At 56.0% G+C, this 24754-nt stretch carries 26 protein-coding genes; 14 read left to right on the forward strand and 12 right to left on the reverse strand.

Going from position 1 to position 24754, the window contains the following annotated elements:
* Positions 1-28: 28 nt before the first annotated feature.
* From rbfA to mtr, 8 genes are all read left to right on the forward strand, one after another.
* On the forward strand, positions 29-433 hold the full coding sequence (gene rbfA / locus ACOTZF_RS14790; protein ID WP_003024988.1) for a 30S ribosome-binding factor RbfA: 405 nt from the start codon (positions 29-31) through the stop codon (positions 431-433).
* Positions 433-1383, forward strand: a complete 951-nt coding sequence (truB, locus tag ACOTZF_RS14795) for a tRNA pseudouridine(55) synthase TruB (protein WP_129253345.1) — start codon at positions 433-435, stop codon at positions 1381-1383. Before rbfA ends, truB begins: the two co-directional genes overlap by 1 nt.
* A gap of 156 nt (positions 1384-1539) precedes the next feature.
* The gene (rpsO, locus tag ACOTZF_RS14800; RefSeq protein ID WP_013098914.1) at positions 1540-1809 is read left to right on the forward strand and encodes a 30S ribosomal protein S15; all 270 of its coding nucleotides are present in this window, start codon (positions 1540-1542) and stop codon (positions 1807-1809) included.
* Between the two features lie 242 nt (positions 1810-2051).
* Positions 2052-4190, forward strand: coding sequence for a polyribonucleotide nucleotidyltransferase (gene pnp, locus ACOTZF_RS14805; protein ID WP_013098913.1), 2139 nt, complete (start codon positions 2052-2054; stop codon positions 4188-4190).
* Positions 4191-4298: 108 nt separating this feature from the next.
* Entirely contained in the window at positions 4299-5183 is an 885-nt protein-coding gene (gene nlpI / locus ACOTZF_RS14810; protein ID WP_013098912.1) for a lipoprotein NlpI, read from the forward strand.
* 108 nt (positions 5184-5291) lie between these two features.
* Positions 5292-5372 (forward strand): protein YrbN, encoded by an 81-nt coding sequence (yrbN, locus tag ACOTZF_RS14815; RefSeq protein ID WP_097533792.1) that lies wholly within the window; start codon positions 5292-5294, stop codon positions 5370-5372.
* Positions 5365-7260 carry a DEAD/DEAH family ATP-dependent RNA helicase gene (locus ACOTZF_RS14820; protein WP_129317723.1) on the forward strand — a complete coding sequence of 632 codons (1896 nt, stop codon included), beginning with the start codon at positions 5365-5367 and terminating at the stop codon, positions 7258-7260. The genes yrbN and ACOTZF_RS14820 overlap by 8 nt, the downstream gene beginning before the upstream one ends.
* 141 nt (positions 7261-7401) lie before the next feature.
* Positions 7402-8646 carry a tryptophan permease gene (gene mtr / locus ACOTZF_RS14825; protein ID WP_013098910.1) on the forward strand — a complete coding sequence of 415 codons (1245 nt, stop codon included), beginning with the start codon at positions 7402-7404 and terminating at the stop codon, positions 8644-8646.
* Positions 8647-8731: 85 nt separating this feature from the next.
* Here mtr and ACOTZF_RS14830 read toward each other — a convergent pair whose 3' ends face one another.
* From ACOTZF_RS14830 to ubiU, 3 genes are all read right to left on the reverse strand, one after another.
* A complete protein-coding gene (locus ACOTZF_RS14830) occupies positions 8732-9739 on the reverse strand; it encodes a luciferase-like monooxygenase (protein WP_023621081.1) in 1008 nt (335 codons plus the stop codon).
* Between the two features lie 78 nt (positions 9740-9817).
* Positions 9818-10696, reverse strand: a complete 879-nt coding sequence (locus tag ACOTZF_RS14835) for a U32 family peptidase (protein ID WP_038983605.1) — start codon at positions 10694-10696, stop codon at positions 9818-9820.
* A gap of 7 nt (positions 10697-10703) precedes the next feature.
* Entirely contained in the window at positions 10704-11699 is a 996-nt protein-coding gene (ubiU, locus tag ACOTZF_RS14840) for a ubiquinone anaerobic biosynthesis protein UbiU (RefSeq protein WP_062728996.1), read from the reverse strand.
* A gap of 211 nt (positions 11700-11910) precedes the next feature.
* Between ubiU and ubiT the strand changes: the two genes are divergently transcribed.
* The gene (gene ubiT, locus ACOTZF_RS14845; RefSeq protein ID WP_045293762.1) at positions 11911-12435 is read left to right on the forward strand and encodes a ubiquinone anaerobic biosynthesis accessory factor UbiT; all 525 of its coding nucleotides are present in this window, start codon (positions 11911-11913) and stop codon (positions 12433-12435) included.
* Positions 12429-12932: a GNAT family N-acetyltransferase gene (locus tag ACOTZF_RS14850; RefSeq protein ID WP_129253343.1), complete on the forward strand. Its 504-nt coding sequence runs from the start codon at positions 12429-12431 to the stop codon at positions 12930-12932. The genes ubiT and ACOTZF_RS14850 overlap by 7 nt, the downstream gene beginning before the upstream one ends.
* On the opposite strand, the gene ACOTZF_RS14855 is transcribed toward ACOTZF_RS14850, so the two are convergent.
* Complete coding sequence (locus ACOTZF_RS14855; RefSeq protein ID WP_020687335.1) at positions 12919-13248, reverse strand: GIY-YIG nuclease family protein; 330 nt, start codon at positions 13246-13248, stop codon at positions 12919-12921. The genes ACOTZF_RS14850 and ACOTZF_RS14855 overlap by 14 nt on opposite strands.
* Positions 13249-13262: 14 nt before the next feature.
* Between ACOTZF_RS14855 and ACOTZF_RS14860 the strand changes: the two genes are divergently transcribed.
* On the forward strand, positions 13263-13697 hold the full coding sequence (locus tag ACOTZF_RS14860; RefSeq protein ID WP_129253341.1) for a YhbP family protein: 435 nt from the start codon (positions 13263-13265) through the stop codon (positions 13695-13697).
* On the opposite strand, the gene ACOTZF_RS14865 is transcribed toward ACOTZF_RS14860, so the two are convergent.
* Positions 13677-14195, reverse strand: coding sequence for a type 1 glutamine amidotransferase domain-containing protein (locus ACOTZF_RS14865; protein WP_013098902.1), 519 nt, complete (start codon positions 14193-14195; stop codon positions 13677-13679). The two genes, ACOTZF_RS14860 and ACOTZF_RS14865, sit on opposite strands and share 21 nt — an antisense overlap.
* Positions 14196-14323: 128 nt before the next feature.
* Here ACOTZF_RS14865 and ACOTZF_RS14870 point away from each other — a divergent pair, with 128 nt between their 5' ends.
* Together ACOTZF_RS14870 and ACOTZF_RS14875 are read left to right on the forward strand one after the other, a co-directional pair.
* Positions 14324-14968 carry an NAD(P)H-binding protein gene (locus tag ACOTZF_RS14870; RefSeq protein ID WP_013098901.1) on the forward strand — a complete coding sequence of 215 codons (645 nt, stop codon included), beginning with the start codon at positions 14324-14326 and terminating at the stop codon, positions 14966-14968.
* A 40-nt stretch (positions 14969-15008) separates the two neighbouring features.
* Positions 15009-16046 (forward strand): permease, encoded by a 1038-nt coding sequence (locus tag ACOTZF_RS14875; protein ID WP_038983602.1) that lies wholly within the window; start codon positions 15009-15011, stop codon positions 16044-16046.
* A 49-nt stretch (positions 16047-16095) separates the two neighbouring features.
* On the opposite strand, the gene dolP is transcribed toward ACOTZF_RS14875, so the two are convergent.
* From dolP to ACOTZF_RS14895, 4 genes are read right to left on the reverse strand one after another with little or no spacing between them, the layout of a single operon-like run.
* Complete coding sequence (gene dolP, locus ACOTZF_RS14880; protein ID WP_013098899.1) at positions 16096-16671, reverse strand: division/outer membrane stress-associated lipid-binding lipoprotein; 576 nt, start codon at positions 16669-16671, stop codon at positions 16096-16098.
* A 9-nt stretch (positions 16672-16680) separates the two neighbouring features.
* Positions 16681-17271, reverse strand: coding sequence for a DnaA initiator-associating protein DiaA (gene diaA, locus ACOTZF_RS14885; RefSeq protein WP_003861754.1), 591 nt, complete (start codon positions 17269-17271; stop codon positions 16681-16683).
* A gap of 21 nt (positions 17272-17292) precedes the next feature.
* Entirely contained in the window at positions 17293-17688 is a 396-nt protein-coding gene (locus ACOTZF_RS14890) for a YraN family protein (RefSeq protein ID WP_013098898.1), read from the reverse strand.
* Positions 17646-19805 (reverse strand): penicillin-binding protein activator, encoded by a 2160-nt coding sequence (locus tag ACOTZF_RS14895; protein ID WP_129317722.1) that lies wholly within the window; start codon positions 19803-19805, stop codon positions 17646-17648. The genes ACOTZF_RS14890 and ACOTZF_RS14895 overlap by 43 nt, the downstream gene beginning before the upstream one ends.
* 62 nt (positions 19806-19867) lie before the next feature.
* Between ACOTZF_RS14895 and rsmI the strand changes: the two genes are divergently transcribed.
* A complete protein-coding gene (gene rsmI / locus ACOTZF_RS14900; RefSeq protein ID WP_013098896.1) occupies positions 19868-20731 on the forward strand; it encodes a 16S rRNA (cytidine(1402)-2'-O)-methyltransferase in 864 nt (287 codons plus the stop codon).
* 53 nt (positions 20732-20784) lie between these two features.
* Here rsmI and ACOTZF_RS14905 read toward each other — a convergent pair whose 3' ends face one another.
* The 3 genes from ACOTZF_RS14905 to ACOTZF_RS14915 are packed head-to-tail and all read right to left on the reverse strand — an operon-like array spanning position 20785 to position 24728.
* The gene (locus tag ACOTZF_RS14905; RefSeq protein WP_129253381.1) at positions 20785-22674 is read right to left on the reverse strand and encodes an enterotoxin; all 1890 of its coding nucleotides are present in this window, start codon (positions 22672-22674) and stop codon (positions 20785-20787) included.
* Positions 22675-22694: 20 nt separating this feature from the next.
* The gene (gene kbaY, locus ACOTZF_RS14910; RefSeq protein ID WP_029883379.1) at positions 22695-23567 is read right to left on the reverse strand and encodes a tagatose-bisphosphate aldolase subunit KbaY; all 873 of its coding nucleotides are present in this window, start codon (positions 23565-23567) and stop codon (positions 22695-22697) included.
* Between the two features lie 12 nt (positions 23568-23579).
* Entirely contained in the window at positions 23580-24728 is a 1149-nt protein-coding gene (locus ACOTZF_RS14915) for an SIS domain-containing protein (protein WP_038420688.1), read from the reverse strand.
* Positions 24729-24754 lie beyond the last annotated feature (26 nt).

Below are 24754 nucleotides of genomic sequence, written 5' to 3' on the forward strand. Positions count from 1 at the left end.
AGCCCCTTTTTTGTCTGGAGAATTTATTATGGCGAAAGAATTTGGTCGCCCGCAGCGCGTAGCGCAGGAAATGCAGAAAGAGATCGCGCTCATTCTGCAACGCGAAATTAAAGATCCGCGTGTGGGCATGATGACCACCGTGTCCGGCGTGGAGATGTCCCGTGACCTCGCGTATGCCAAAGTGTTCGTGACGTTCCTGAACGATCAGGACGAAGCAGCAGTGAAAAATGGCATTAAAGCGCTGCAGGAAGCCTCTGGTTTCATCCGCTCTCTGCTCGGCAAAGCGATGCGCCTGCGTATCGTGCCTGAGCTGACCTTCTTCTACGACAACTCCCTGGTCGAAGGTATGCGTATGTCCAACCTGGTGACCAGCGTGGTGAAACATGACGACGAACGTCGTGTTAACCCGGCGGACGACAGCAAGGAGGACTGATGAGTCGTCCTCGTCGTCGTGGCCGCGACGTGCATGGTGTGCTGCTGCTGGATAAACCCCAGGGCGCATCCAGCAACGACGTGCTGCAAAAAGTGAAGCGTATTTATAATGCCAACCGTGCGGGCCATACAGGCGCGCTGGACCCCCTGGCGACGGGCATGCTGCCCATCTGCCTGGGGGAGGCAACAAAGTTTTCTCAGTACCTGCTGGATTCCGATAAGCGTTATCGCGTTATCGCCAGGCTGGGCCAGCGCACGGACACCTCCGATGCCGATGGTCAGGTGGTGGCAGAGCGTCCTGTGACGTTTAGCGCAGAGCAACTGGATGCGGCGCTGGAGAGCTTCCGTGGCGATACGCTGCAGGTGCCGTCGATGTATTCTGCACTGAAATATCAGGGTAAAAAGCTCTACGAATATGCGCGCCAGGGTATTGAAGTGCCGCGTGAAGCCCGCCCGATCACCGTGTATGAACTGCTCTTTATTCGCCACGAGGGTGACGAACTGGAGCTGGAAGTGCACTGTTCGAAAGGCACCTATATTCGCACCATTATCGATGACCTGGGCGAGAAGCTGGGCTGCGGTGCGCATGTTATCTACCTGCGTCGCCTGGCAGTCAGTAAATATCCGGTTGAGCGGATGGTGACCCTTGAGTATCTGCACGCGCTGGTTGAACAGGCGCAAGCGCAGGGTGTTGCCGCGGCAGATTTGCTTGACCCGCTGCTGATGCCGATGGACAGCCCGGCGGCCGACTTCCCGGTTGTTAATCTTCCTTTAACATCGTCCGTTTACTTTAAGAACGGAAACCCGGTTCGGACCACGAATGCACCGCTGGAAGGCCTGGTACGCGTGACCGAAGGGGATGACAGTAAGTTTATCGGCATGGGTGAAATGGACGGTGAAGGACGCGTTGCGCCCCGCCGTCTGGTGGTGGAATACCCGGTCGAAGGCTGACGGCGATATCAGCTCACCTTGCGGTAAACCGGTGAGGCGAGTAGAATATCGCGGCTTAACGTCCGGCAAATTGTTTAACAATTTTGCGGGGCGTATACGGGGATTGCTGAATTAGAGATCGGCATCCTTACATTCTTTATACTTTGGAGTTTGAAAATGTCTCTAAGCGTTGAAGCTAAAGCTAAAATCGTTTCTGAGTTTGGTCGTGGTACTAACGACAGCGGTTCTACCGAAGTTCAGGTTGCACTGCTGACTGCACAGATTAACCACCTGCAGGGTCACTTTGCAGAGCACAAAAAAGATCACCACAGCCGTCGTGGTCTGCTGCGTATGGTTTCTCAGCGTCGTAAACTGCTCGACTACCTGAAACGTAAAGATGTTGCACGTTACTCCGCGCTGATCGAGCGTCTGGGTCTGCGTCGCTAAGTCTTGCGAGTTTCAGAAAAGGGGGCCTGATGGCCCCTTTTTTCAACCGGACCGCAGCAATTCACTGGAAACTATTGTATTGTTGCTATAAATGATCTTCCTTGCAGAGGTTCGCGCGGCTAATGAGAGGCTTCACCCATGGGGGTGTTGGTTGTCATTAGTCGCGAGGATGCGAAGAAGGTCGGGTTAAATCGTCAGCACACCGGTGGTGTGCTGTCAAACATTTAAGAAAGGACAGAATTTTGCTGAATCCGATCGTTCGTAAATTCCAGTATGGTCAGCATACCGTCACGCTGGAAACCGGCATGATGGCACGTCAGGCTACTGCTGCCGTTATGGTAAGCATGGATGACACCGCGGTATTCGTGACCGTTGTTGGCCAGAAAAAAGCTAAACCAGGTCAGGACTTCTTCCCACTGACCGTTAACTACCAGGAGCGTACTTACGCTGCCGGTAAAATCCCGGGTGGCTTCTTCCGTCGTGAAGGCCGCCCAAGCGAAGGCGAAACCCTGATCGCGCGTCTGATTGACCGCCCGGTTCGTCCGCTGTTCCCGGAAGGCTTCGTAAACGAAGTGCAGGTTATCGCAACCGTGGTTTCCGTTAACCCACAGGTTAACCCGGATATCGTTGCGATGATCGGTGCCTCCGCTGCGCTGTCTCTGTCCGGTATTCCATTCAATGGTCCTATCGGTGCCGCGCGCGTTGGTTACATTAACGACCAGTACGTGCTGAACCCGACTCAGGAAGAGCTGAAAGAAAGTAAGCTGGACCTGGTTGTTGCCGGTACGGAAGCCGCCGTTCTGATGGTTGAGTCTGAAGCAGAGCTGCTGAGCGAAGACCAGATGCTGGGCGCTGTGGTCTTCGGCCACGACCAACAGCAGGTTGTTATCCAGAACATCAACGAGCTGGTGAAAGAAGCCGGTAAACCACGTTGGGACTGGCAGCCTGAAGCCGCTAACGACGCGCTGAACGCACGCGTTGCTGCACTGGCTGAAGCGCGTCTGAGCGATGCGTACCGTATCACCGACAAGCAGGAGCGTTATGCTCAGGTTGACGTGATCAAAGACGAAACCATCGCCACGCTGGTTGCTGAAGACGAAACGCTGGACGCTAACGAGCTGAGCGAAATTCTGCACGCAATCGAGAAAAACGTTGTTCGTAGCCGCGTACTGGCTGGCGAGCCGCGTATCGATGGCCGTGAAAAAGACATGATCCGTGGTCTGGACGTGCGTACTGGCGTACTGCCACGTACTCACGGTTCTGCGCTGTTCACCCGTGGCGAAACGCAGGCGCTGGTTACCGCGACCCTGGGTACTGCACGTGACGCACAGATCATCGACGAGCTGATGGGTGAGCGCACTGACAGCTTCCTGTTCCACTATAACTTCCCTCCGTACTCCGTAGGGGAAACCGGTATGGTGGGTTCGCCTAAGCGTCGTGAAATTGGTCACGGTCGTCTGGCGAAGCGCGGCGTGCTGGCAGTGATGCCAGACGCAGACAAATTCCCGTACACCGTTCGTGTGGTTTCTGAAATCACCGAATCCAACGGTTCTTCTTCCATGGCTTCCGTGTGTGGTGCCTCTCTGGCGCTGATGGATGCAGGCGTGCCAATCAAAGCCGCCGTTGCGGGTATCGCAATGGGTCTGGTGAAAGAGGGCGACAACTTTGTTGTTCTGTCTGACATTCTGGGCGACGAAGACCACCTGGGCGATATGGACTTCAAAGTAGCGGGTTCCCGCGACGGTATCTCTGCACTGCAGATGGATATCAAAATTGAAGGTATCACCAAAGAGATCATGCAGGTTGCTCTGAACCAGGCAAAAGGTGCGCGTCTGCACATCCTGGGCGTGATGGAACAGGCTATCAACGCGCCACGCGGTGATATCTCCGAATTCGCTCCGCGTATTCACACCATCAAGATCAATCCAGACAAGATCAAAGATGTTATCGGTAAGGGCGGTTCCGTGATCCGTGCGCTGACCGAAGAGACCGGCACCACCATTGAAATCGAAGATGACGGTACGGTGAAGATCGCAGCGACCGACGGCGAAAAAGCGAAATTCGCGATTCGTCGCATCGAAGAAATCACTGCAGAAATCGAAGTGGGCCGTATCTACAATGGTAAAGTGACCCGTATCGTTGACTTTGGCGCGTTCGTTGCCATCGGTGGCGGTAAAGAAGGTCTGGTACACATCTCTCAAATCGCTGACAAGCGCGTTGAGAAAGTGACCGATTACCTGCAGATGGGTCAGGAAGTACCGGTTAAAGTTCTGGAAGTTGACCGCCAGGGCCGTATCCGTCTGAGCATTAAAGAAGCAACCGAGCAGTCTCAGCCAGCTGCTGCGCCAGAAGCACCGGCAGCAGAACAGCAAGGCGAGTAAGGTTGCCATTTGCCCTCCGCGTCGCGGAGGGCCATTATCAGGCAGGACGCCTTGTTAAGCCGCCGGGGGACAGGACGTTCATCCAATAGTTGTCTTCGGGAGTGGGAAATGAAGCCTTTTTTGCGCTGGTGTTTCGTTGCGACAGCTTTAACGCTGGCAGGATGCAGCAACTCTGCCTGGCGTAAGAGCGAAGTCCTCGCAGTGCCATTGCAACCGACTTTGCAGCAGGAAGTGATTCTGGCACGCATGGAACAAATTCTTGCCAGTCGGGCTTTAACCGATGACGAACGCGCACAGCTTTTATATGAGCGCGGAGTGTTGTATGATAGTCTCGGTCTGAGGGCATTAGCGCGAAATGATTTCTCACAAGCGCTGGCTATCCGACCTGATATGCCTGAAGTATTCAATTACTTAGGCATTTATTTAACGCAGGCAGGCAATTTTGATGCTGCCTATGAAGCGTTTGATTCTGTACTTGAGCTTGATCCAACTTACAACTACGCGCACTTGAATCGCGGTATCGCATTGTATTACGGCGGTCGTGATAAGTTAGCGCAAGATGATCTGCTGGCGTTTTATCAAGACGATCCTAATGATCCTTTCCGTAGCCTGTGGCTTTACATCGTTGAGCAGAAGCTCGATGAGAAGCAGGCAAAAGAGGCACTGAAACAGCGCTTCGACAAATCGGACAAGGAACAGTGGGGATGGAACATTGTCGAGTTCTACCTGGGCAACATTAGCGAAGCAACGCTGATGGAACGCCTCAAGGCGGACGCAACGGATAACACCTCGCTCGCTGAGCATCTCAGTGAAACCAACTTCTATTTAGGTAAGTACTACCTAAGTCTGGGGGATAAGGACAGCGCTACGGCACTGTTCAAATTAGCGGTTGCTAACAACGTACACAACTTCGTTGAGCACCGTTATGCATTGTTGGAATTATCGCTCTTGGGCCAGGAGCAAGATGACCTGGCAGAATCGGACCAGCAATAGCTGACGACATAAACATCAGCCCGTAATCTTTTTGATTGCCATCACCTTCACTGGTGAGGGCGTTGTTGTTCGTCAATACACCTAATTTGAGCCGGTTCACACTTTTCAATGAAAATTGCAGATCATTTTCACGATGAGCTAAGTAGACTGGCCGCCATTGACATTGAGGCACTCGTACTACATGGCTGAATTCGAAACCACTTTTGCAGATCTGGGCCTGAAGGCTCCTATCCTTGAAGCTCTTAACGATCTCGGTTACGAAAAACCATCTCCGATCCAGGCAGAATGTATCCCACATCTGCTCTCTGGTCGTGACGTGCTGGGCATGGCCCAGACTGGTAGCGGCAAAACCGCAGCATTCTCGCTGCCGCTGCTGAACAACATTGATCCGGACCTGCGTGCTCCGCAGATCCTCGTCCTGGCTCCAACCCGTGAACTGGCGGTTCAGGTTGCGGAAGCGATGACGGAATTCTCTAAACACATGCGCGGCGTAAACGTGGTAGCCCTGTACGGCGGCCAGCGTTATGACGTGCAGTTACGCGCCCTGCGCCAGGGCCCACAGATTGTTGTCGGTACGCCGGGCCGTCTGCTGGATCACCTGAAGCGCGGTACACTGGATCTCTCTAAACTGAGCGGTCTGGTACTGGATGAAGCCGACGAAATGCTGCGTATGGGCTTCATCGAAGACGTAGAAACCATCATGGCGCAGATCCCGGAAGGTCACCAGACCGCTCTGTTCTCTGCCACCATGCCAGAAGCAATCCGTCGCATTACCCGCCGCTTCATGAAAGAGCCGCAGGAAGTGCGCATTCAGTCCAGCGTTACCACTCGCCCGGACATCAGCCAGAGCTACTGGTCTGTGTACGGCATGCGCAAAAACGAAGCGCTGGTGCGTTTCCTGGAAGCGGAAGATTTTGATGCAGCGATTATCTTCGTTCGTACCAAAAACGCGACCCTGGAAGTGGCTGAAGCCCTGGAGCGTAACGGCTACAACAGCGCAGCGCTGAATGGCGACATGAACCAGGCTCTGCGTGAGCAGACGCTGGAGCGTCTGAAAGACGGTCGTCTGGATATCCTGATTGCAACCGACGTGGCAGCACGTGGTCTGGACGTTGAGCGTATCAGCCTGGTTGTAAACTACGACATCCCAATGGACTCTGAGTCTTACGTTCACCGTATCGGCCGTACCGGTCGTGCAGGTCGTGCGGGTCGTGCCCTGCTGTTCGTTGAGAACCGCGAGCGTCGTCTGCTGCGTAACATTGAACGCACCATGAAGCTGACCATTCCGGAAGCGGAGCTGCCAAACGCAGAACTGCTGGGCAAACGCCGTCTGGAAAAATTCGCCGCGAAAGTCCAGCAGCAGCTGGAAAGCAGCGATCTGGATCAGTACCGTGCGCTGCTGGCGCAGATTCAGCCGACCGCTGAAGGCGAAGAGCTGGATATCGAAACGCTGGCTGCAGCACTGCTGAAGATGGCACAGGGCGAACGTACCCTGATCGTGCCACCAGATGCACCGATGCGTCCTCGTCGTGAGTTCCGCGATCGTGACGATCGCTTCGAACGCCGTGGTGACCGTAACGATCGTGGCCCACGTGGTGACCGTTCAGAGCGTGGTGGTGAAGACCGCCCACGTCGTGAACGTCGTGACGCTGGCGAAATGGAACTGTACCGCATTGAAGTGGGCCGTGATGATGGTGTTGAAGTTCGTCATATCGTTGGCGCGATCGCGAACGAAGGCGACATCAGCAGCCGTTACATCGGTAACATCAAGCTGTTCGCATCTCACTCCACCATCGAGCTGCCAAAAGGCATGCCGGGCGAAGTACTGCAGCACTTTACTCGCACCCGCATCCTGAACAAGCCGATGAACATGCAGCTGCTGGGCGATGCACAGCCACGTCCTGACCGTGGCGGCGAACGTCGTGGCGGTGGTCGCGGTTTCGGTGGCGAGCGTCGTGAAGGCGGTCGCAGCGAAGGTCGCGGTGGTGCAGGTCGTCGTTTCTCCGGTGAACGCCGTGATAGCCGTGGCCCACGTCGTGAAGAAGGCACCAGCCGTCGTCGTTTCGGTGACGCGTAAGCCTTTCGTTTCTGACGTAAAGTAATATATACAGCCCCGATAAAGACTATCGGGGCTTTTTTTATTCCTTTTGTACTCTTGTACTGGTACAGTGCAGCGCATTAAAATGCAAACCACATTTTTGACTGGAGATATGGCTGTATGGCGACACTAACCACCACCCAAACGTCACCTTCGCTGCTTGGCGGCGTGGTGATCATCGGCGGAACCATTATTGGTGCCGGGATGTTCTCCCTGCCAGTGGTCATGTCCGGTGCGTGGTTCTTCTGGTCGCTGGCTGCGCTGGTCTTCACCTGGTTCTGTATGCTCCATTCAGGGCTGATGATCCTTGAAGCCAACCTGAACTACCGCATTGGCTCCAGCTTCGACACCATCACGAAAGATCTGCTGGGTAAAGGCTGGAACCTGGTGAACGGCCTTTCCATCGCGTTTGTGCTCTACATCCTGACCTACGCGTACATCTCGGCAAGCGGCTCGATTCTGCATCACACCTTTTCGGAGATGTCGCTGCACGTACCGGCGCGTCTGGCCGGGTTGTGCTTTGCGCTGGGTGTCGCGTTTATCGTCTGGATGAGTACCAAAGCGGTGAGCCGGATGACGGCCATCGTACTGGGCGCAAAGGTCATCACTTTCTTTCTGACCTTCGGTAGCCTGCTGGGGCACGTTACCCCGTCAACACTGTTTAACGTGGCTGAAACCAATACGTCGTATACGCCGTATCTGCTGATGACCCTGCCGTTCTGTCTGGCGTCGTTTGGCTACCACGGCAACGTACCGAGCCTGATGAAGTACTACGGCAAAGACCCGCGGACAATCGTCAAGTGCCTGGTCTACGGTACGCTGCTGGCGCTGGGGCTGTATGTGATTTGGCTGCTGGGGACGATGGGCAACATCCCGCGTCCTGAGTTTATCGGCATTGCGCAGAAGGGCGGGAATATAGATGTGCTGGTGCAGGCGCTGAGCGGTGTACTGAACAGCCGCAGTCTGGATCTGCTGCTGGTGGTATTCTCCAACTTTGCGGTTGCGAGCTCTTTCCTCGGCGTGACGCTCGGCCTGTTTGACTATCTGGCGGACCTGTTTGGCTTTGATGACTCCGCGATGGGGCGCTTCAAAACCGCACTGCTGACCTTCCTGCCACCGATGGTGGGCGGCCTGCTGTGGCCGAACGGCTTCCTGTACGCCATTGGTTATGCCGGTCTGGCGGCTACCATCTGGGCGGCAATTGTGCCAGCGCTGCTGGCGCGTAAATCCCGTCAGCGCTTCGGTAGCCCGAAATTCCGCGTCTGGGGCGGTAAACCGATGATTGCACTGATTCTGGTGTTTGGTGTTGGTAACGCGCTGGTTCACGTGCTGTCGAGCTTTAATCTGTTGCCGGTATATCAGTAAGTTTTTGTGCCGGATGGCGGCTACGCCTTATCCGGCCTACGCGATCCCGTAGGCCCGGTAAGCGAAGCGCCACCGGGCAAAAAAACTACCCCACTAACTCCTCTTTCACCTGCATCGCCAGCTCAAACGAGTGCAAACGCGCCTGATGATCGAAAATCTGGCCGTTAACCATAATCTCATCAGCCTGCGTTTCGCGCAGCACCGCCTCAAGCCCGTGACGCACCTTCGCTTTATCTCCCACCAGCGACATGCTCAGCGCCTGTTGAACACCATACTGCTCGGAAGCTGACCACAGCTGATGCATATTCTCCACCGGCGGTGGAAGCTGGCCGGTCTCACCGCGACGCAGCTTCACAAACGCCTGCTGCATGGAGGTAAACAGGAATTCCGCATCACGATTGCTGTCGGCGGCAATGATATTGATACACACCATCGCGTACGGTTTCTCCAGCCTTTCAGAAGGTTTGAAGTTCGTGCGGTAGAGATGCAGCGCCTGATGCAGCATATCCGGTGCGAAGTGGGAGGCGAACGCGAAGGGCAGCCCCAGCTGTGCAGCAAGCTGCGCGCTATAAAGACTTGAGCCTAACAGCCATACCGGGATCTTCTCGCCATAGCCCGGCACCGGGCGCACGTGCGGGTTCGGGTCACGCGCATCGAACCAGTCCACCAGTTCAGCCACATCACGCGGAAAATTGTCGATGTCACCGCTCATATGGCGACGCAGGGCGCGCATGGTGGGCTGGTCGCTGCCCGGCGCACGGCCAAGGCCTAAATCAATACGGCCCGGGTAGAGGGTATTCAGCGTACCAAACTGCTCGGCGATCACCAGAGGAGCATGGTTTGGCAGCATCACGCCACCGGATCCCAGGTGCAGGGTGGTGGTGTTCGCGGCCAGGTAGCCAATCAGCACAGACGTTGCTGCGCTGGCGATGCCGACCATGTTGTGATGCTCCGCCAGCCAGTAACGGTGATAGCCACGCTTTTCGGCCAGTTGAGCCAGATCGAGAGAGTGCGAAAAGGCTTCTCTTGCCGAGGAGCCTTGTGGGATCGGCGCCAGATCCAGCACCGAAAACGGAAGGGTTTTGTCAGTCATAACAGCTCACTTTGTCGACGGTCAATCTTTAATACTGCATTAAATAATGATAACCGTTGTTAACAAAGTGAGCCTTTTTCAGGCCTGCAGCTCCAGTCCGGCCAGCCGCTTCCAGTAGCCGTTACAGTCACTGTTTGCCGTCAGCGGCAGCGGCGATGCGCCGTTTTCATTGGCGCGAAAAGCATCCAGCATGGCAAACACGCTGGTGTCCAGCGGGGACAGACGCACCATGTCCACCAGTCCGTCCATCGACGCCAGCTCGTTACCAAGGTTATACACATAACCACTCATGGTCTGAATGCCGTTCAGGACAAACACCTGCTGATTCTCCTGCGACAGCATGCTGCGTCCGTTCGGGTACTTGATGCAGCAGGTTTCGCACTCGTCTTTCGGGCGATCTTCAGAGCGGGCAGTGAAGCAGCGGGCAGAGTACGCCAGCGGCAGATGACCATAGCTCAACACTTCCACTTCAAACTGGTTGCGAATACCCAGCTCGTCACACTGGTTCAGGAGGTTTACCAGCCAGTCACGCGACAGCTCTACCGGCATGCACCAGCGCGTCATCCCCTGTTTCAGCAGCAGGCGCAGGGTCACGGCGTTATAGCAGTTCAATGCATGGCCCGCGACAAACGGCAGCTTGCGTTCGGCGCACATGTTCACCACGCCCAGATCGCTGGCCTCCAGCAGAAACTCGCCGTTCTCCACGTAGCGCTTCAACTCACCCAGTTCAGATGAGGCCTGTACCAGCGCCAGCGTAGAGAGCACCACCTGTTTGCCGCTCCCGGCCAGGCTTTTCGCCATCTCCAGCCAGTCGCCTGCTTTGGTGGCACGGCGCTTGCTGCATACCGCTTCGCCAAGGTAAATCACATCGGCGCTGCTCGTCGCGGCCTGTTGATAAAAATCTTCCAGCGTCTCTTTTGGCCAGTAGTAGAGCACCGGTCCTAATGAATATTTCATGGTTATCTCACTGCCATTTACGGTGATACGCGCCAAGCGTGGTTTGGGTGCCTTCAGACATTGCGCCGAGCGTCTCCATCCAGGCCGATTGCGGGGCGTAGTTCTGCGGATCTGCCATGCAGCGGTCAATGGCCTGACGCCAGACTTTCGCCACCTGACTGACGTAGGCCGGGCTGCGCTGGCGACCTTCAATCTTCACCGAGGCAATATTAGCGGCCAGCAGTTCCGGCAGCAGTTCCAGCGTGTTGAGGCTGGTGGGTTCTTCCAGCGCGTGATAACGCTCGCCGTCAACCAGATAGCGGCCTTTGCACAGCGTCGGGTAGCCAGCGTTTTCACCGTCCTGATAGCGGTCAATCAGTACCTCATTCAGGCGAGATTCCAGCCCCTGTGGCGTTTGCTGCCAGCGAACAAAGCGGGCAGGCGAGCAGGCGCCAACGGTATTAGGGGATTCACCGGTTAAATACGAGGAGAGATAGCAGCGGCCTTCAGCCATGATGCACAGGCTACCAAAGGCAAAAACTTCCAGCGGCACTGGCGTGACGCGTGCGAGTTGCTTAACCTGATGAATAGAGAGCACGCGCGGTAAAACCACCCGGGCCACGTCAAAGTGTTGATGATAAAAACGTATCGCCTCTTCGTTGGTGGCAGAGGCCTGAACAGAGACATGGCGCTCAATATGAGGATAGCGTTCTGCCGCATACTCTAGCATGGCGAGGTCGGCCAGAATCAGCGCATCGGCACCCAGCTGTGCTGCCATATCTACCGCGCGCTGCCAGCGGGCATAGCCATCAGGATGGGCAAAGGTATTGATGGCAATATGCAATTTGCGGCGGTGCTGATGTACGAAGTTAACGGCTTCCTGAAGCTTTTTCTCCGTAAAGTTGAGGCCAGCAAAATGGCGGGCGTTAGTATCATCTTTCAGCCCGATATAGACCGCATCGGCCCCATTTTCGATGGCCGCCTTAAGCGCCGGAAGGTTTCCGGCAGGGCAGAGCAGCTCCATAATTTATCCTGATGTCGTCGAGAGCAAAAATGTTAACGAGCTGGGATTTTAATTAACCCATACGCGACAATTTTTGATTTAAGGCAGCTAATGGCGTATTGATGGCACCAATAATGAGGTACACCGGACGACGGTTTGTTGATTTACGCCGCTATGTTCTCCTCCGGATATGGCAAAATACCCGGACTATCGCTATCAGGGAGTAAAGCTCGTGCTGGATAAACTGCGTTCACGTCTCGTACAATTTGGTCCATCAATGCTGAGCGTGCCGGTAAAACTGGCGCCGTTCGCGCTTAAACGTCAGGTGCTGGAGCAGCTCCTGAGCTGGCAGTTCCGCCAGGCGCTGCAGGAAGGCGAACTGACGTTTCTGGAAGGCCGCTGGTTAAGCATTGAAGTGCGTGATATCGGTCTGCGCTGGTTTACCTCCGTCGAGAATGACCAGCTGATTGTGCGCCAGTCCGCCGACGCGGATGTGAGCTTTAGCGCCGACGCCTGCGATCTGCTGATGATCGCCGCGCGTAAGCAGGATCCGGATACCCTCTTTTTCCAGCGCCGTCTGGTCATTGAAGGCGATACGGAACTGGGTCTGTACGTCAAAAATTTAATGGATGCCATTGAGCTGGAGCAGATGCCAAAAGCGCTGCGCGTGATGTTAATGCAAATGGCAGATTTCGTTGAGGCCGGGCTGAAAACCCCGCCTGACAGTAAACACACTTCAGTAGGTGAGCCATGCTGATTCGAGTCGAAATTGGGATTGATGCACCGGGTATCGATGCGTTGTTACGCCGCTCTTTTGCGAGCGACGCAGAAGCCCAACTGGTCCACGATCTCCGCGAAGACGGCCTGATCACGCTGGGGCTGGTTGCCACCGATGACGAAGGTCAGGTGGTGGGCTACGTTGCCTTCAGCCCGGTAACCGTTCAGGGTGAAGAATTACAGTGGGTAGGAATGGCGCCGCTGGCGGTAGATGAACACTATCGTGGACAAGGGCTGGCACGTCAGCTGGTGTATGAAGGGCTGGACTCGCTCAATGAGTTTGGCTACGCCGCGGTGGTGACGCTGGGCGATCCTGCTTTCTATGGTCGCCTGGGCTTCGAGTCGGCGGCGCAGTACGATCTCCGCTGTCGCTGGCCGGGCACCGAAACTGCCTTCCAGGTGCACCGTCTGGCGGATGACGCGCTCAACGGCGTAAATGGCCTCGTGGAGTATCACGACCATTTTAATCGCTTCTAATCAGGCTTTCACACAGCGCCTCAAACGATCCGTCTCCGGTGACGAGGCGCTCTTTCTGGCGCTTCGTCAACTGCTTAATGCGGTATTCCACTCTTAACGCCAGCGATCTGTCACCCACGGGGGCAGAAAAGGCGAGCGTCAATTCTCCTTTCCCCCGCAGCGCTTTTGCCCCTTTTCCCGTTTGATGCTGAAGAAAACGCCGCGCCACATCGGTCGTGATCCCGGTGTAGAGAGCGTTATCGGCGGTACGGACAAGATAGAGAAACCAGCACACGGTAAACAGATTCAGTATGTTAAGGTGAACGCACCATAGCATGAGAGAGAACGAAAATGGAAACTCTGGCTGTCATTAACCGCTGGCTGGCGAAACAGCATGTTGTCACCTGGTGCGTGTATGACGACGGTGAAATGTGGTGCGCGAATGCGTTTTACTATTATGACCCTGAGCGCGTTGCGTTTTATGTGATGAGCGAAGATAAAACGCGCCATGCGCAGATGACCGGTCAGCAGGCGAAGGTGGCAGGGACAGTTAACGGTCAGCCTAAAACGGTGGCACTGATCCGTGGGGTGCAGTTTAAAGGGGAGATCCGTCGTCTGGACGGTGAAGAGAGCGACGCGCGCCGTAAGCACTACACGCGCCGCTTTCCGGTAGCCGCCGCCTTAAAAGCCCCGGTGTGGGAAATCCGCCTTGATGAGCTGAAATTTACCGACAACACGCTGGGCTTTGGCAAAAAGCTGCACTGGCTACGCGCCGAGCAGGCGTAGCGCTTCGCGGTTGAACGCCGGCAGATCGTCCGGGGTTCGGCTGGTGATCAGCTGGTCTTTGTCGTTGACCACCTCCTGATCGTAAAACTCGGCCCCCGCGTTTTTCAGATCGACAACGATCGGTTTCACGGCAGTGAGTTTACGCCCGCGCACCACATCCGCGCTGATAAGCAGTTGCGGACCGTGGCAGATAGCAAAGACCGGTTTTCCGGTGGAGACAAAATCGCGGGTGAACGTTACGAAGCGTTCGTCGCCGCGCAGGGAATCCGGTGAATGACCGCCGGGTAACAGCAGGGCATCAAAATCAGACGGGCTGACGTTATCGATGGTCTCATCGATGGTCACGCTGGCCTCGCCCTTATGGCCTTTCACCGTTTTTCCCGCCTCTTTCTCAATGGTGATGACCTCATGTCCCGCCTTGCGGAACGCCTCAGCAGGTGAGGTGAATTCTGAATCTTCAAACTCGTCGGTAATCAGGACTGCGATTTTTTTACCCATGCTTCCTCCGTTGTTTTCGCTTCAGACTGTTTTTTTCCCGTTTGTGGTAAATACTTACCGGTAACAGACTTCTAAGTGTGGTTGACCATGCTGAGTTCGCAAACGGACTATTCTGTAAAGGGGATGAAATGAGTCAGGTACTGATTACGGGGGCAACCGGGCTGGTGGGCGATCATCTGCTGCGGCTGCTGATCCAGGATCGCAGGGTGAACTACATTGCGGCCCCGACACGTCGACCGCTGGCGGACATTTCTGGCGTCTTTAATCCTCACGATCCACAGCTGACCGACGCACTGGCGCAGGTGCAGGATCCCATCGATATCGCCTTTTGCTGCCTCGGGACAACGCGGCGTGAGGCGGGCAGTAAAGAGGCGTTTGTTCATGCTGACTATACGCTGGTGGTCGATACGGCGCTAACGGCGAAAAAGCTGGGTGCCACCCATTTTGTGGTGGTCAGCTCGCTGGGCGCCAGCGCCCGTTCGCCGTTCTTTTACAGCAAGGTGAAGGGCGAGATGGAAGAGGCCCTGATTGCCCAGAAGTGGGAGCGGTTGACAATAGTCCGTCCCTCCATGCTGCTGGGGCATCGCGACGAGCGTCGTTTTAACGAGTCGATGTTTGCCCCGTTGTTCCGCATTCTCCCCGGTAACTGGAAATCCATCGAGGCGCGCGATGTGGCGCGTGCGATGCTAAAAGAGGGGCTGTCACCATCGCAGGAGGGAGTGAATATCATCCCTTCGGCGAAACTGCGTGAAATCGCGCAGGGCGAGGCGTAAACTCCCCCGGCTAATTAAATAACACTCTCCGGGGAATGCTATGACTGGTCAGTCTTCATCTCAGGCGGCAACACCTGTCCAATGGTGGAAGCCCGCGCTCTTCTTTCTCGTGGTCATTATCGGCCTCTGGTATGTGAAATGGCAGCCGTACTACGGTAAAGCCTTCACTGCCGCCGAAACGCACAGCATCGGTAAATCTATTCTCGCTCACGCTGATTCCAGCCCGCTTCGCGCGGCGTGGGATTATGCCATGGTCTATTTCCTTGCCGTCTGGAAAGCCGCCGTATTAGGCGTCATTCTGGGCTCGTTGATTCAGGTGCTTATCCCGCGTCACTGGCTGGTGAAAACCCTGGGGCAGCCACGTTTTCAGGGCACCCTGCTGGGGACCATTTTCTCCCTGCCGGGCATGATGTGTTCGTGCTGTGCCGCGCCTGTCGCCGCCGGTATGCGCCGTCAGCGAGTCTCTATGGGCGGTGCGCTGGCGTTCTGGATGGGCAACCCGCTGTTAAACCCGGCAACGCTGGTGTTTATGGGCTTTGTGCTGGGTTGGCATTTCGCCTTTATCCGCCTGGTGGCCGGTCTGCTGACGGTGCTGGTGGTGGCAACGCTGGTGCAGAAATGGGTGAAAGATAACGCCGTTGAACCGGCCGCCATTGAGCTTGATGTCAGCGAGCCACAGGGAAGCTTCTTTGCGCGCTGGGGTAATGCATTGTGGCAGCTTTTCTGGAGCACCATTCCTGTGTATATCCTGGCGGTGCTGGTGCTCGGGGCCGCACGTGTATGGCTATTCCCGCATGCCGACGGCGCCATTGACAATACCCTGATGTGGGTCATTGCGATGGCCATTGCCGGTTGTCTGTTTGTGATCCCAACGGCGGCTGAAATTCCGATTGTGCAGACCATGATGTTGGCCGGCATGGGCACCGCACCGGCACTGGCATTGCTCATTACCTTGCCTGCCATCAGCCTGCCGTCGCTTATCATGCTGCGTAAGTCATTCCCGGCGAAAGCGCTGTGGCTCACCGCAGGGCTGGTGGCGTTGAGTGGGGTGATTGTGGGGGGTATTGCGCTTCTGTGAAAAAAGCCCGGTGGCGCGAGCGCTCACCGGGCTTACAGTCAGGTGGGAATTACTTAATGTAGGTAAATGCGGTGGTGACGTGTTTCACGCCGCTCACCCGGCTGGCGATATCGGCCGCCGCTTTCCCTTCACGGTCGGTAACCAGACCCAGCAGGAACACTTCGCCGTTTTCGGTCGTCACTTTCACGTTGGATGATTTCACCTGGTCTGAACCCAGCAGCTGGGAACGGACTTTGGTGGTGATCCACGTATCATTGGAGGCGGTACCAAGGCTGATTGGCTGCCCCTGACGGACTTCGTTGAAGACTTCCGCAGTGCCCTCTACACCCATCGCGATCTGTTTCGCGCGGCTGGAGAGTTCGCTATTTGGCGCCTGGCCTGTCAGCAGCACTTTGCCCTGGTAAGCCGTCACGTTGATCCGCGCTTCTTTCTTGATTTGTTCGTCTTTCGACAGCGCACTGTTAACGCGCAGCTCCAGCGTGCCGTCATCTACCTGGGTGCCAACGGTGCGCGGATCGGTCGCTGCTTTGGTGCCGACGGCAGCGGTACCCACGACAGCCGCAGCGATACATCCCTGCAGCAGTAATGCAGACATAAGGACTGCGAGGGTCGATAAAGCCTTCATGAGAACTCCTTAATCATCCTGGTGAGGGAAAAGCGTGTTATCGATCAAATCACATAAGCAGTTCACCGTGAGCATATGCATCTCCTGAATGCGTGCGCTACGGTGAGACGGAATGCGGATTTCCACATCCTGCGGCCCCAGCAGGCCCGCCAGCTCGCCCCCGTCATAGCCGGTTAAGGCAACGATAGTCATATCGCGGGTAACGGCGGCTTCGACGGCTTTGACAATGTCACGGCTATTGCCGCGCGTGGAGATGGCCAGCAGCACATCGCCCGCATGGCCCAAGGCACGCACCTGCTTAGCGTAAATCTCGTCATGCAGACGATCGTTAGCAATCGCTGTTAAGACCACATTATCGGTATTAAGTGCAATGGCAGGTAAACTGGGGCGTTCTGTTTCAAAACGATTGATCATACTGGCAGCAAAATGCTGTGCGTTGGCAGCGGACGTGCCATTGCCACAACAGAGGATTTTGTTGCCATTGAGCAGGGACTGCACCAGCGTCATGGCGGCGCGAGAGATTGCGTCAGGGAGGGCTTCTGCCGCGGCAATCTGAGTCTGAATGCTTTCTGTGAAGCACACTTTAATTCTTTCGAGCACGTTATCCCTTTTAAATCTTAATTATGCGTCTTCGCCAAAAGCGTTTTTCAGCCATTCGATCTCGTTTCCGGTGAAGGCTAACACATCGAACCGGCAATCCACAGTATCAAAACTCCCATTATGGCGGGCAAGCCACAAGTGGGCAGTCTGTAATAATTTATGTTGTTTGGCGGGCGTCACGCTGGCGGCAGCACCGCCAAAACGGGAAGACTGTCGGTAGCGTACTTCCACAAACACAATGACCTGACCCTCTTTCATGATCAGATCGATTTCGCCGCCACGTCCGCGAACGTTAGCGGCGATAAAGCGCAGTCCTTTGCCCTCAAGCCAGCGACGCGCTTTTAATTCCCAGGCGTCGCCGGTCTCTTTACGGCTTAACTGGCCGGGACGATTTGTCCCTGCTGGTATTTGAGCCATGATAACTTCCTGTTAATCACGCAATCCTGAGTGGCCGTCAGATCGCCGGTATTGCCGTTTAGCTCAAAGCCCGGCACCTGACGCATTTGGGTAAAGTGGTTCGCCAGCGTCCAGGCATCGACGCCCATCGCGTACAGACGCGCCAGTGAGTAGTCGTTACGGACTGCGCTCAGCGCCTGCTGCATCAGGGCCGGATTGCTGCCCGCCAGCATCGGAATTTCGCTGTATTGCAGGCCGTCCATCTCCAGGCGGAAATCCGGGCCTGCGGTGCCTTGTGCGCTGCGAGAGCTGGCGTAGAGCGTGGCGCCGCTCTGGCTGCCGTTACGCATGGCGATCATCGGCTTGATGAAGGCAATCTCTTGTGGCGTAGCGACAATATAGGCCGCATCCACTTTACCGCCACCGCTAATCTGCGCGTCGGTAGGTGGGGCAGGGATGGTCAGACCGCCAATCGTCACGCTCTGCTGCTGTGGCAGGCTTGCACTCACCGGACTGCCGTTAAGCGCAATACCCGCGCCGCCGTTAACGCCCGCGCGCAGTTCAGAGACGGAACCGAATTTCTGCTGCAGCACGATGCCGCCGCCCAGCTTCTGCCACTCTTCGGCAAAGGCGTTGGCGACGCGATCGCCCAGCGTACTGCGAGGGATCAGCAGCAGCGGAGACTGTTTCCCTTGCTCGTGAATATGACGCGCCGCATCGCGGGCTTCATCTTCCGGAGAGAGGGCGAAATAGCAGATATTGGCGCGGTTCTGAACCTGTTCAGGCTGGTTGAGCGCCAGCACGTTCAGCGCAGTGTTGCTCTTCATCAACTCTTCGACGTTGTTTTTCAGCAGCGGACCCACAACGATGCTGGCGCCATCCTGTTGCACCTGCGCCAGAACCTGATCGAGCGGCTGAGAACTGGTGTCGTAGATTTTCAGCTCAGCGGCCGGGTTAGCGCTGGTGGTAGCTACGGCCTGTGGCTGGGCGGCAGGCTGAGCGGCAGGTTGTGCTGCGGGCTCAGTGGTCTGCGGTTGAGGTTGCTCCTCTGTCGCAGGCTCCGTCGCCGGTGCGGATTGTGTCTCTACCGGAGTCGCAGGCGCGGGTGCTGAGGCCGCAAGTGTAGTCGGTGCCGTCACCGGGTTCTGCATCGTCCCCTGCGGCGGCGTTTGTGCTGTGGTCAGGTCGCTGGTTTCCGCGGCGGAAGGGCTGACAACGTCGTTCACGTTTGCCGCCTGAGCTGCCTGCGCCGGAACTGCACTGCCGGTCACTGGCGTGGTACCGTTCTTCGCCGCTTCAAAACCTTGTTGAATGGTGCGGCCAAATACCGCCGCCTGGCCGTTTAACGGCAGAAGCAGGGCGATTTTGCTGGTGGAGGCAGGCTTAAAGTTCTGCACGTTCACCAGCTGTGTCGGCAGCATTTTCGCGCCCGGGTTTTGTGGGTAGCGCGTTTGCCAGTCGGTAATACCGGCTTTCAGCATGTTTGGATCGCTGCGGTTGTTAAACCACATCTGTTGCAGATCCAGCCACCCCTGCAACACGTTTTCATCAGCATTGATGACCAGCGCCTGCGCCTGTTCCTGGGTCATTGAGGCGAGCGCCTGCCAGGTGGCATCGATATTTTTCTGCTTGTCCGCACCGCCGAGCAGCGGCTCCTGGGCGATCAGCGCCCGCAGCAGCGTCAGGGAAGGACGTCCCTGCTCAGCGGTGATACCCGCCTGCCAGAAACGGGCCTGCTGATTTTTATCCAGCGCGCTCACGTCGATGTCGCCAAGGATCTTTTTCGCGGCGGCATAATCTTTCAGCGCGACTTTCAGCTCGGCAGAGAGCAGGCTCTGCTCAAGACGCTGGGCATCGTTAAGCTCGTGCGGAAGCTGGTTGAACAGTTCGGCGGCCTGCTGGGTTTTGCCCTCTTTCAGCAGTGCACGAATGGCGAGTAATTGCCAGTTGATCCTGGTATCATTTGAGCTTTGCGACATTTGTTGCAGATAAAAGCCAGAATCAGCCTGAGCGGATCCCTGCAGATGGGCCGTGCTCTGGTCAGGTGCCTGGGTGCCACAGCCTGCAAAGATCAGGGCTGCCAGCAGAAGCGGCACGCTGCGCGTGGCTTTTTTTCGAAGAAACGTTAACGGTACCATACTGTATCCAGTGATTTTTTTTACGCAATGCTCAATATTAAATCGGCAATACGGACGAAACAATGAAACAACACGAAACGGCAGAGAATTCTCAAGGCCAGCTTTATATTGTACCTACTCCTATCGGGAATTTGTCTGATATTACCCAACGTGCGCTGACCGTATTGCAAGCTGTTGATTTAATTGCCGCTGAAGATACCCGGCATACCGGTTTATTGCTGCAACACTTTGCGATTAACGCTCGTCTCTTCGCCCTGCACGATCATAATGAGCAGCAAAAAGCAGAAACGCTGGTGGCGAAGCTCAAAGAGGGGCAGAACATTGCGCTCGTCTCTGACGCCGGTACGCCGCTGATTAACGACCCGGGCTACCATCTGGTGCGTACCTGCCGTGAAGCCGGGATCCGGGTGGTCCCACTGCCGGGACCGTGTGCTGCGATTGCTGCGTTGAGCGCAGCGGGCCTGCCGTCCGATCGTTTCTGCTATGAAGGTTTCCTGCCCGCCAAATCCAAAGGCCGCCGTGACGTGTTAAAAGAGCTGGAAGCTGAACCGCGTACGCTGATTTTCTACGAATCCACGCATCGCCTGCTGGAAAGCCTGGAAGATATGGTGACCGTCTGGGGAGAGAGCCGCTACGTGGTGCTGGCGCGCGAGCTGACCAAAACCTGGGAAACCATTCACGGCGCGCCGGTCGGCGAACTGCTGGCGTGGGTAAAAGAGGACGAAAACCGTCGCAAGGGTGAGATGGTGCTGATTGTCGAAGGGCATAAAGCGGAGGAGGACGCACTGCCTGCCGATGCGCTGCGTACTCTGGCACTGCTACAGGCTGAATTGCCGCTTAAGAAAGCAGCAGCACTGGCGGCAGAAATCCACGGCGTGAAGAAGAATGCGCTCTATAAATATGCGCTGGAGCAGCAGGGGGAGTAAGCCCCTGCGTGCTTATTTTGCCGGGTGACGGCTGCGCCTTACCCGGCCTACGATTAGTGAACAGGCATCGCCTCAAATACCAGCGTTTCCAGCGGTTTGAGGGTAATCACCACCGCGTTTTTATACTCTGCCGGTATCGTGGCGTTACTGCCATAGACCGCTTTCAGGCTAAACGGCGTCGCATCTCCGGTCGGGATTTCGAAATCTTTCGTCAAATCCAGATAATAGCTTTGCGGCTTATCCGACGGGTTTCGTAATCCAAAAATGGCTTTGTCTTTATTCCACGACGCCCAGCCGTAGATCTCAAGCGCCGTTGGGTCTCCGCCAATCCAGTGGGTATCCACCAGCACACTGGCGTTATCCCGGGACCATTTGGCAGCCTGCGCCAGGGTATCCCACTTCGCCTTGTTGAGCATTGAAGGGGTGATATACAGCTCCTGCAACTGGGTGCCGGTGGCGAAGTAGCTCCAGACCTGGTCAGCAAAATCGCTGTCCGTTTGCACCTTCTCCAGACCGTAATACGCATTCTCCGCGCTGACGATCCCGTGATACATCAGGGAGTTCAGCGGGAATAGCGGACCTTTACGCACAATAGAGCGATACGTCTCCGCATCGCGATAGGTCATCCACTGCTGCACCGGTGTGCCGGGGCCGTACAGGTTGATGTCGTCTCCCTGACGCCAGATGGAATCGGCGTAGAACAGCCAGGATGGGCTGGCATTGGTACCGGTCGTCAGGTTAATAAACAGATTCGGATTGGCGCTGCGCATGTTATGCAGCAGTGCAATAGAGGCGTCAAAATCCGAGGCGAACGGGCTGCCCTTAATATGCGAATTGGCATTACCCATCCCGTCGAGCTTGAACGAGGTAATGTGCTCGTTTTTGATAAGCTTAACGATCTGCTCATTAAAATTTTTAAAATAATTCGGGCCTGACAGCGCCAGCTTCCCGTCTACCGTTTCGAAACCGTACTCTTTTGCATGCGAGACGCGCGTATCGCGCGGTTTGTTATATCCGCCCCATGGCGAGAGCCACAGGCCAACAGAGCTGTGCAGGCTGTCTGCTTTCTCCCGTACCTTGCCAAAACCTTTGCTGAAAGCCGGGCCGAACAGCCATCGCCCGGTAAGGTCATCCCAGCCATCGTCAAGCAGGAAAGCATCCAACGCGACACCCCGCCCGGCAATAAATTCCTTGTTCCATTCGTCCATCCGCCCCAGCACATCCTGCTCGGAGTACGGTGTAAAGAAGCCGATATCCATCCAGCTGTTGTAGTGTAAGTAAGGTTTATACGGACGCGGACGCACGGCATCGATAAACTGGTTTACGCTACGGCGCAGTTGGCTGGTCTCCGGGAAGGTACCGAAGTAGGTGGTGTAGCTGACCGGTGTTGCCGGCTGAATGGGGGTTTTCAGCTCCACATTGAGGTTGGTCGTCGCTTCATAGGCGTACGTGTTAACGATGGGTTTATCCGGCAGGATAAAGAACGAGTCTGCGATAATCGGCGAGCTGTTAATTGCCCCATCTACGTAAGGTGCCTGAGCTTGCTTTTTGGTCGGGAAGAAGGTGATTTTCGCCACATCCCGTGGCTGCCCGACGGCGGCGATGGTGTAGTCGATGCTGGCGTATTTGCCCTTCACCAGGTTCAACTTCACCGTCACGTTAAAGTCAGGATGGGTGAAGTCGACGACAATTCCACTGTCCTGTTTTTCGACATGTTTGACCTTAAAATCCGCCGTGTGAATTTTAGTCTCGTCCGGCAGCGTCAGAAAGAACAGCTCCTGCGGCGTCAGCGGATGATTAGCCCTGGTGTCCTTCACCACGACCGTCGAGTTCGCGTCATCAAATGACAGGGCAATGTTGTGGTTATTAAGGGTGTAATTCGCTGCTATCGAGCTATGGGAAACACACAGGGCAAGCATGGATAGGGTGAGGATTTTTTTCATCAGGGTAAGATCCTTTTTCATCAGGCTTCTGTCGGAAGCAGCAAGCGGTTTGCCGAGCCACACACGGTAATTTTGCTCCTGACCACCTCTTTCATGGCATCCATTCCGACCCGCATATAAAAACGCGGATCGTTACCCTGCGGGTTTTCAGCAAACCAGGCTTTCACTGCGTCAGAGAAGGCGATTTTCAGCTCGGTCGCCACGTTGACTTTGCACACACCCAGCGCGATGGTGCGACGTACATCCTCATCTGGCACATCGCTCGCGCCATGCAGCACCAGCGGCACGGTGACCACTTCGCGGATCTCGGCCAGGCGCTGAAAGTCAATTTTAGGGCGTTTGGTATACAGGCCATGTGCGGTGCCGATGGCGACGGCGAGGCTATCCACGCCGGTCAGTTCGACAAAGCGTTTCGCTTCCTGCGGGTCGGTGAGAAATGCACTCTCCGCGTCGACGCTCATGTCATCTTCCACGCCGCCCAGACGGCCCAGTTCAGCCTCGACGCTACAGTCGTTGAGGTGGCAGAAATCGACTACCGATTTCACCAGCTTCACGTTTTGTTCAAACGGATAGTGGCTGCCGTCGATCATCGCGCTACGCACGCCAGCGTTAACCTTGCGACGAATATCGTCGAGGGATTCGTGATGATCGAGATGCAGCGCCAGCGGCATGTCGTAAGTTAATGAATATGCGCTGCACAGGGCGTAGATCTCTTCCAGGGCAATGTGTTTGAACGTGCCCGGTGTGCCTGCGAGGATCACTGGCGATCGCATCTCGCTACACACTTCGAGGATCGCCTGAATCGTCTCTGCGTTGTGGATGTTAAACGCCGGCACGGCGTAGCCTTTTGCCTGTGCGTCCTGCAGAAGATATTTCGTTGAGATAATGCTCATGATGCGATCCTCTTAAGCCTGCCACGGGTGAATAACAACGCCCTGTACCACGCGGTTGACCGTGCCGCTGGCGGATGGCGTATCGGGTGTATTGCCCACGCTGAGGGACTGGGACAGCGCAAAGACCTGGGCGTACATCAGGAAGCAGAACGCCTGTTCCATATCAATAAACGGGCGTGAAGGCGGCAGCAGGATGTGCGGGCCCGCTTCAATCACCGGATCGTTTTCAGCGGCGATGGCGACAACGCGCAGGGCCTGGCGATCGCGACGCAATTCGGCCAGAAGATCCAGATCGTACTGACGCGTATACGGATGGCTGGAGATAAGCACCACCACCAGCGTTTCGTTATCTACCAGCGACTTAGGCCCGTGACGGAACCCCGTTGGGGAATCGTAGAATGCCGCCAGCTTGCCCGCGGTCAGTTCCAGTACCTTCAGCGCCGATTCCCGCGCCGCCCCCTGCAGGCCACCGCTTCCCAGGTAGACGATCCGTTTCCAGGGCTCGTTACCAAATACGCCATTGCGGAAATCACCAAGTGAGGTGAGGATCGCCTGACAGCGATCGGCCACGTCGCGGAAGGTGTTGCTGTTGATCGTCTCTGGCGCGAATACGGCCAGGCAGCTTGCCATCATGGTGGTGATACTGCTGGTCATCGCGAAACCGCGATCGTGCGTTTCGGCAGGCATCAGCAGGGCACAGGCGTTATCACTGTCGATAGCGCTCTGATACAGGTTTCCCGCCTCGTTACAGGTGATCGACAGGTGGTAGCACTCCGGCACGAACTGATTGGCCAGCTCAACGGCGGCGACGCTCTCAGGGCTGTTACCGGAACGGGCAAATGAGATCAGCAGCAGCGGATGTGCAGGGCTGAAGTAATCCATCGGGTTTGTGACCAGATCGGTTGTCGGAACGGCGCAGATGTTTTTCCCGGTGTGGCTCGCAAGCCATGGCGCAATGATATCGCCTATAAACGCGGACGTGCCCGCGCCGGTCAGTACGATCCGCAGATCGTGCTTACGCAGCAGTGGCGTCAGGAAACTGTCAATCGAGGAGCGCAAATTATCGATGTTGTGGAGCGAGCGGATCCAGCTGGCAGGCTGCTGGCGGATCTCTTCTTCGGTCCAGGTGCCGGTGGTGGCGGTGGGAGTGATCTGTGGCATAACTCAATCCTTAGTCGTGTGAATTC

The organism is Enterobacter cloacae complex sp. SHL021, assembly GCF_049237765.1.
Classification (GTDB): domain Bacteria; phylum Pseudomonadota; class Gammaproteobacteria; order Enterobacterales; family Enterobacteriaceae; genus Enterobacter; species Enterobacter cloacae.

Excerpts from the sequence above, each read along its gene's own strand:
- rbfA (WP_003024988.1), top strand. The coding sequence starts at position 29 with ATGGCGAAAGAATTTGGTCGCCCGCAGCGCGTAGCGCAGGAAATGCAG.
- truB (WP_129253345.1), top strand. The coding sequence starts at position 433 with ATGAGTCGTCCTCGTCGTCGTGGCCGCGACGTGCATGGTGTGCTGCTG.
- rpsO (WP_013098914.1), top strand. The coding sequence starts at position 1,540 with ATGTCTCTAAGCGTTGAAGCTAAAGCTAAAATCGTTTCTGAGTTTGGT.
- nlpI (WP_013098912.1), top strand. The coding sequence starts at position 4,299 with ATGAAGCCTTTTTTGCGCTGGTGTTTCGTTGCGACAGCTTTAACGCTG.
- yrbN (WP_097533792.1), top strand. The coding sequence starts at position 5,292 with ATGAAAATTGCAGATCATTTTCACGATGAGCTAAGTAGACTGGCCGCC.
- ACOTZF_RS14820 (WP_129317723.1), top strand. The coding sequence starts at position 5,365 with ATGGCTGAATTCGAAACCACTTTTGCAGATCTGGGCCTGAAGGCTCCT.
- mtr (WP_013098910.1), top strand. The coding sequence starts at position 7,402 with ATGGCGACACTAACCACCACCCAAACGTCACCTTCGCTGCTTGGCGGC.
- ACOTZF_RS14830 (WP_023621081.1), bottom strand. The coding sequence starts at position 9,739 with ATGACTGACAAAACCCTTCCGTTTTCGGTGCTGGATCTGGCGCCGATC.
- ACOTZF_RS14835 (WP_038983605.1), bottom strand. The coding sequence starts at position 10,696 with ATGAAATATTCATTAGGACCGGTGCTCTACTACTGGCCAAAAGAGACG.
- ubiU (WP_062728996.1), bottom strand. The coding sequence starts at position 11,699 with ATGGAGCTGCTCTGCCCTGCCGGAAACCTTCCGGCGCTTAAGGCGGCC.
- ACOTZF_RS14850 (WP_129253343.1), top strand. The coding sequence starts at position 12,429 with ATGCTGATTCGAGTCGAAATTGGGATTGATGCACCGGGTATCGATGCG.
- ACOTZF_RS14855 (WP_020687335.1), bottom strand. The coding sequence starts at position 13,248 with ATGCTATGGTGCGTTCACCTTAACATACTGAATCTGTTTACCGTGTGC.
- ACOTZF_RS14860 (WP_129253341.1), top strand. The coding sequence starts at position 13,263 with ATGGAAACTCTGGCTGTCATTAACCGCTGGCTGGCGAAACAGCATGTT.
- ACOTZF_RS14865 (WP_013098902.1), bottom strand. The coding sequence starts at position 14,195 with ATGGGTAAAAAAATCGCAGTCCTGATTACCGACGAGTTTGAAGATTCA.
- ACOTZF_RS14870 (WP_013098901.1), top strand. The coding sequence starts at position 14,324 with ATGAGTCAGGTACTGATTACGGGGGCAACCGGGCTGGTGGGCGATCAT.
- ACOTZF_RS14875 (WP_038983602.1), top strand. The coding sequence starts at position 15,009 with ATGACTGGTCAGTCTTCATCTCAGGCGGCAACACCTGTCCAATGGTGG.
- dolP (WP_013098899.1), bottom strand. The coding sequence starts at position 16,671 with ATGAAGGCTTTATCGACCCTCGCAGTCCTTATGTCTGCATTACTGCTG.
- ACOTZF_RS14890 (WP_013098898.1), bottom strand. The coding sequence starts at position 17,688 with ATGGCTCAAATACCAGCAGGGACAAATCGTCCCGGCCAGTTAAGCCGT.
- ACOTZF_RS14895 (WP_129317722.1), bottom strand. The coding sequence starts at position 19,805 with ATGGTACCGTTAACGTTTCTTCGAAAAAAAGCCACGCGCAGCGTGCCG.
- rsmI (WP_013098896.1), top strand. The coding sequence starts at position 19,868 with ATGAAACAACACGAAACGGCAGAGAATTCTCAAGGCCAGCTTTATATT.
- ACOTZF_RS14905 (WP_129253381.1), bottom strand. The coding sequence starts at position 22,674 with ATGAAAAAAATCCTCACCCTATCCATGCTTGCCCTGTGTGTTTCCCAT.
- kbaY (WP_029883379.1), bottom strand. The coding sequence starts at position 23,567 with ATGAGCATTATCTCAACGAAATATCTTCTGCAGGACGCACAGGCAAAA.
- ACOTZF_RS14915 (WP_038420688.1), bottom strand. The coding sequence starts at position 24,728 with ATGCCACAGATCACTCCCACCGCCACCACCGGCACCTGGACCGAAGAA.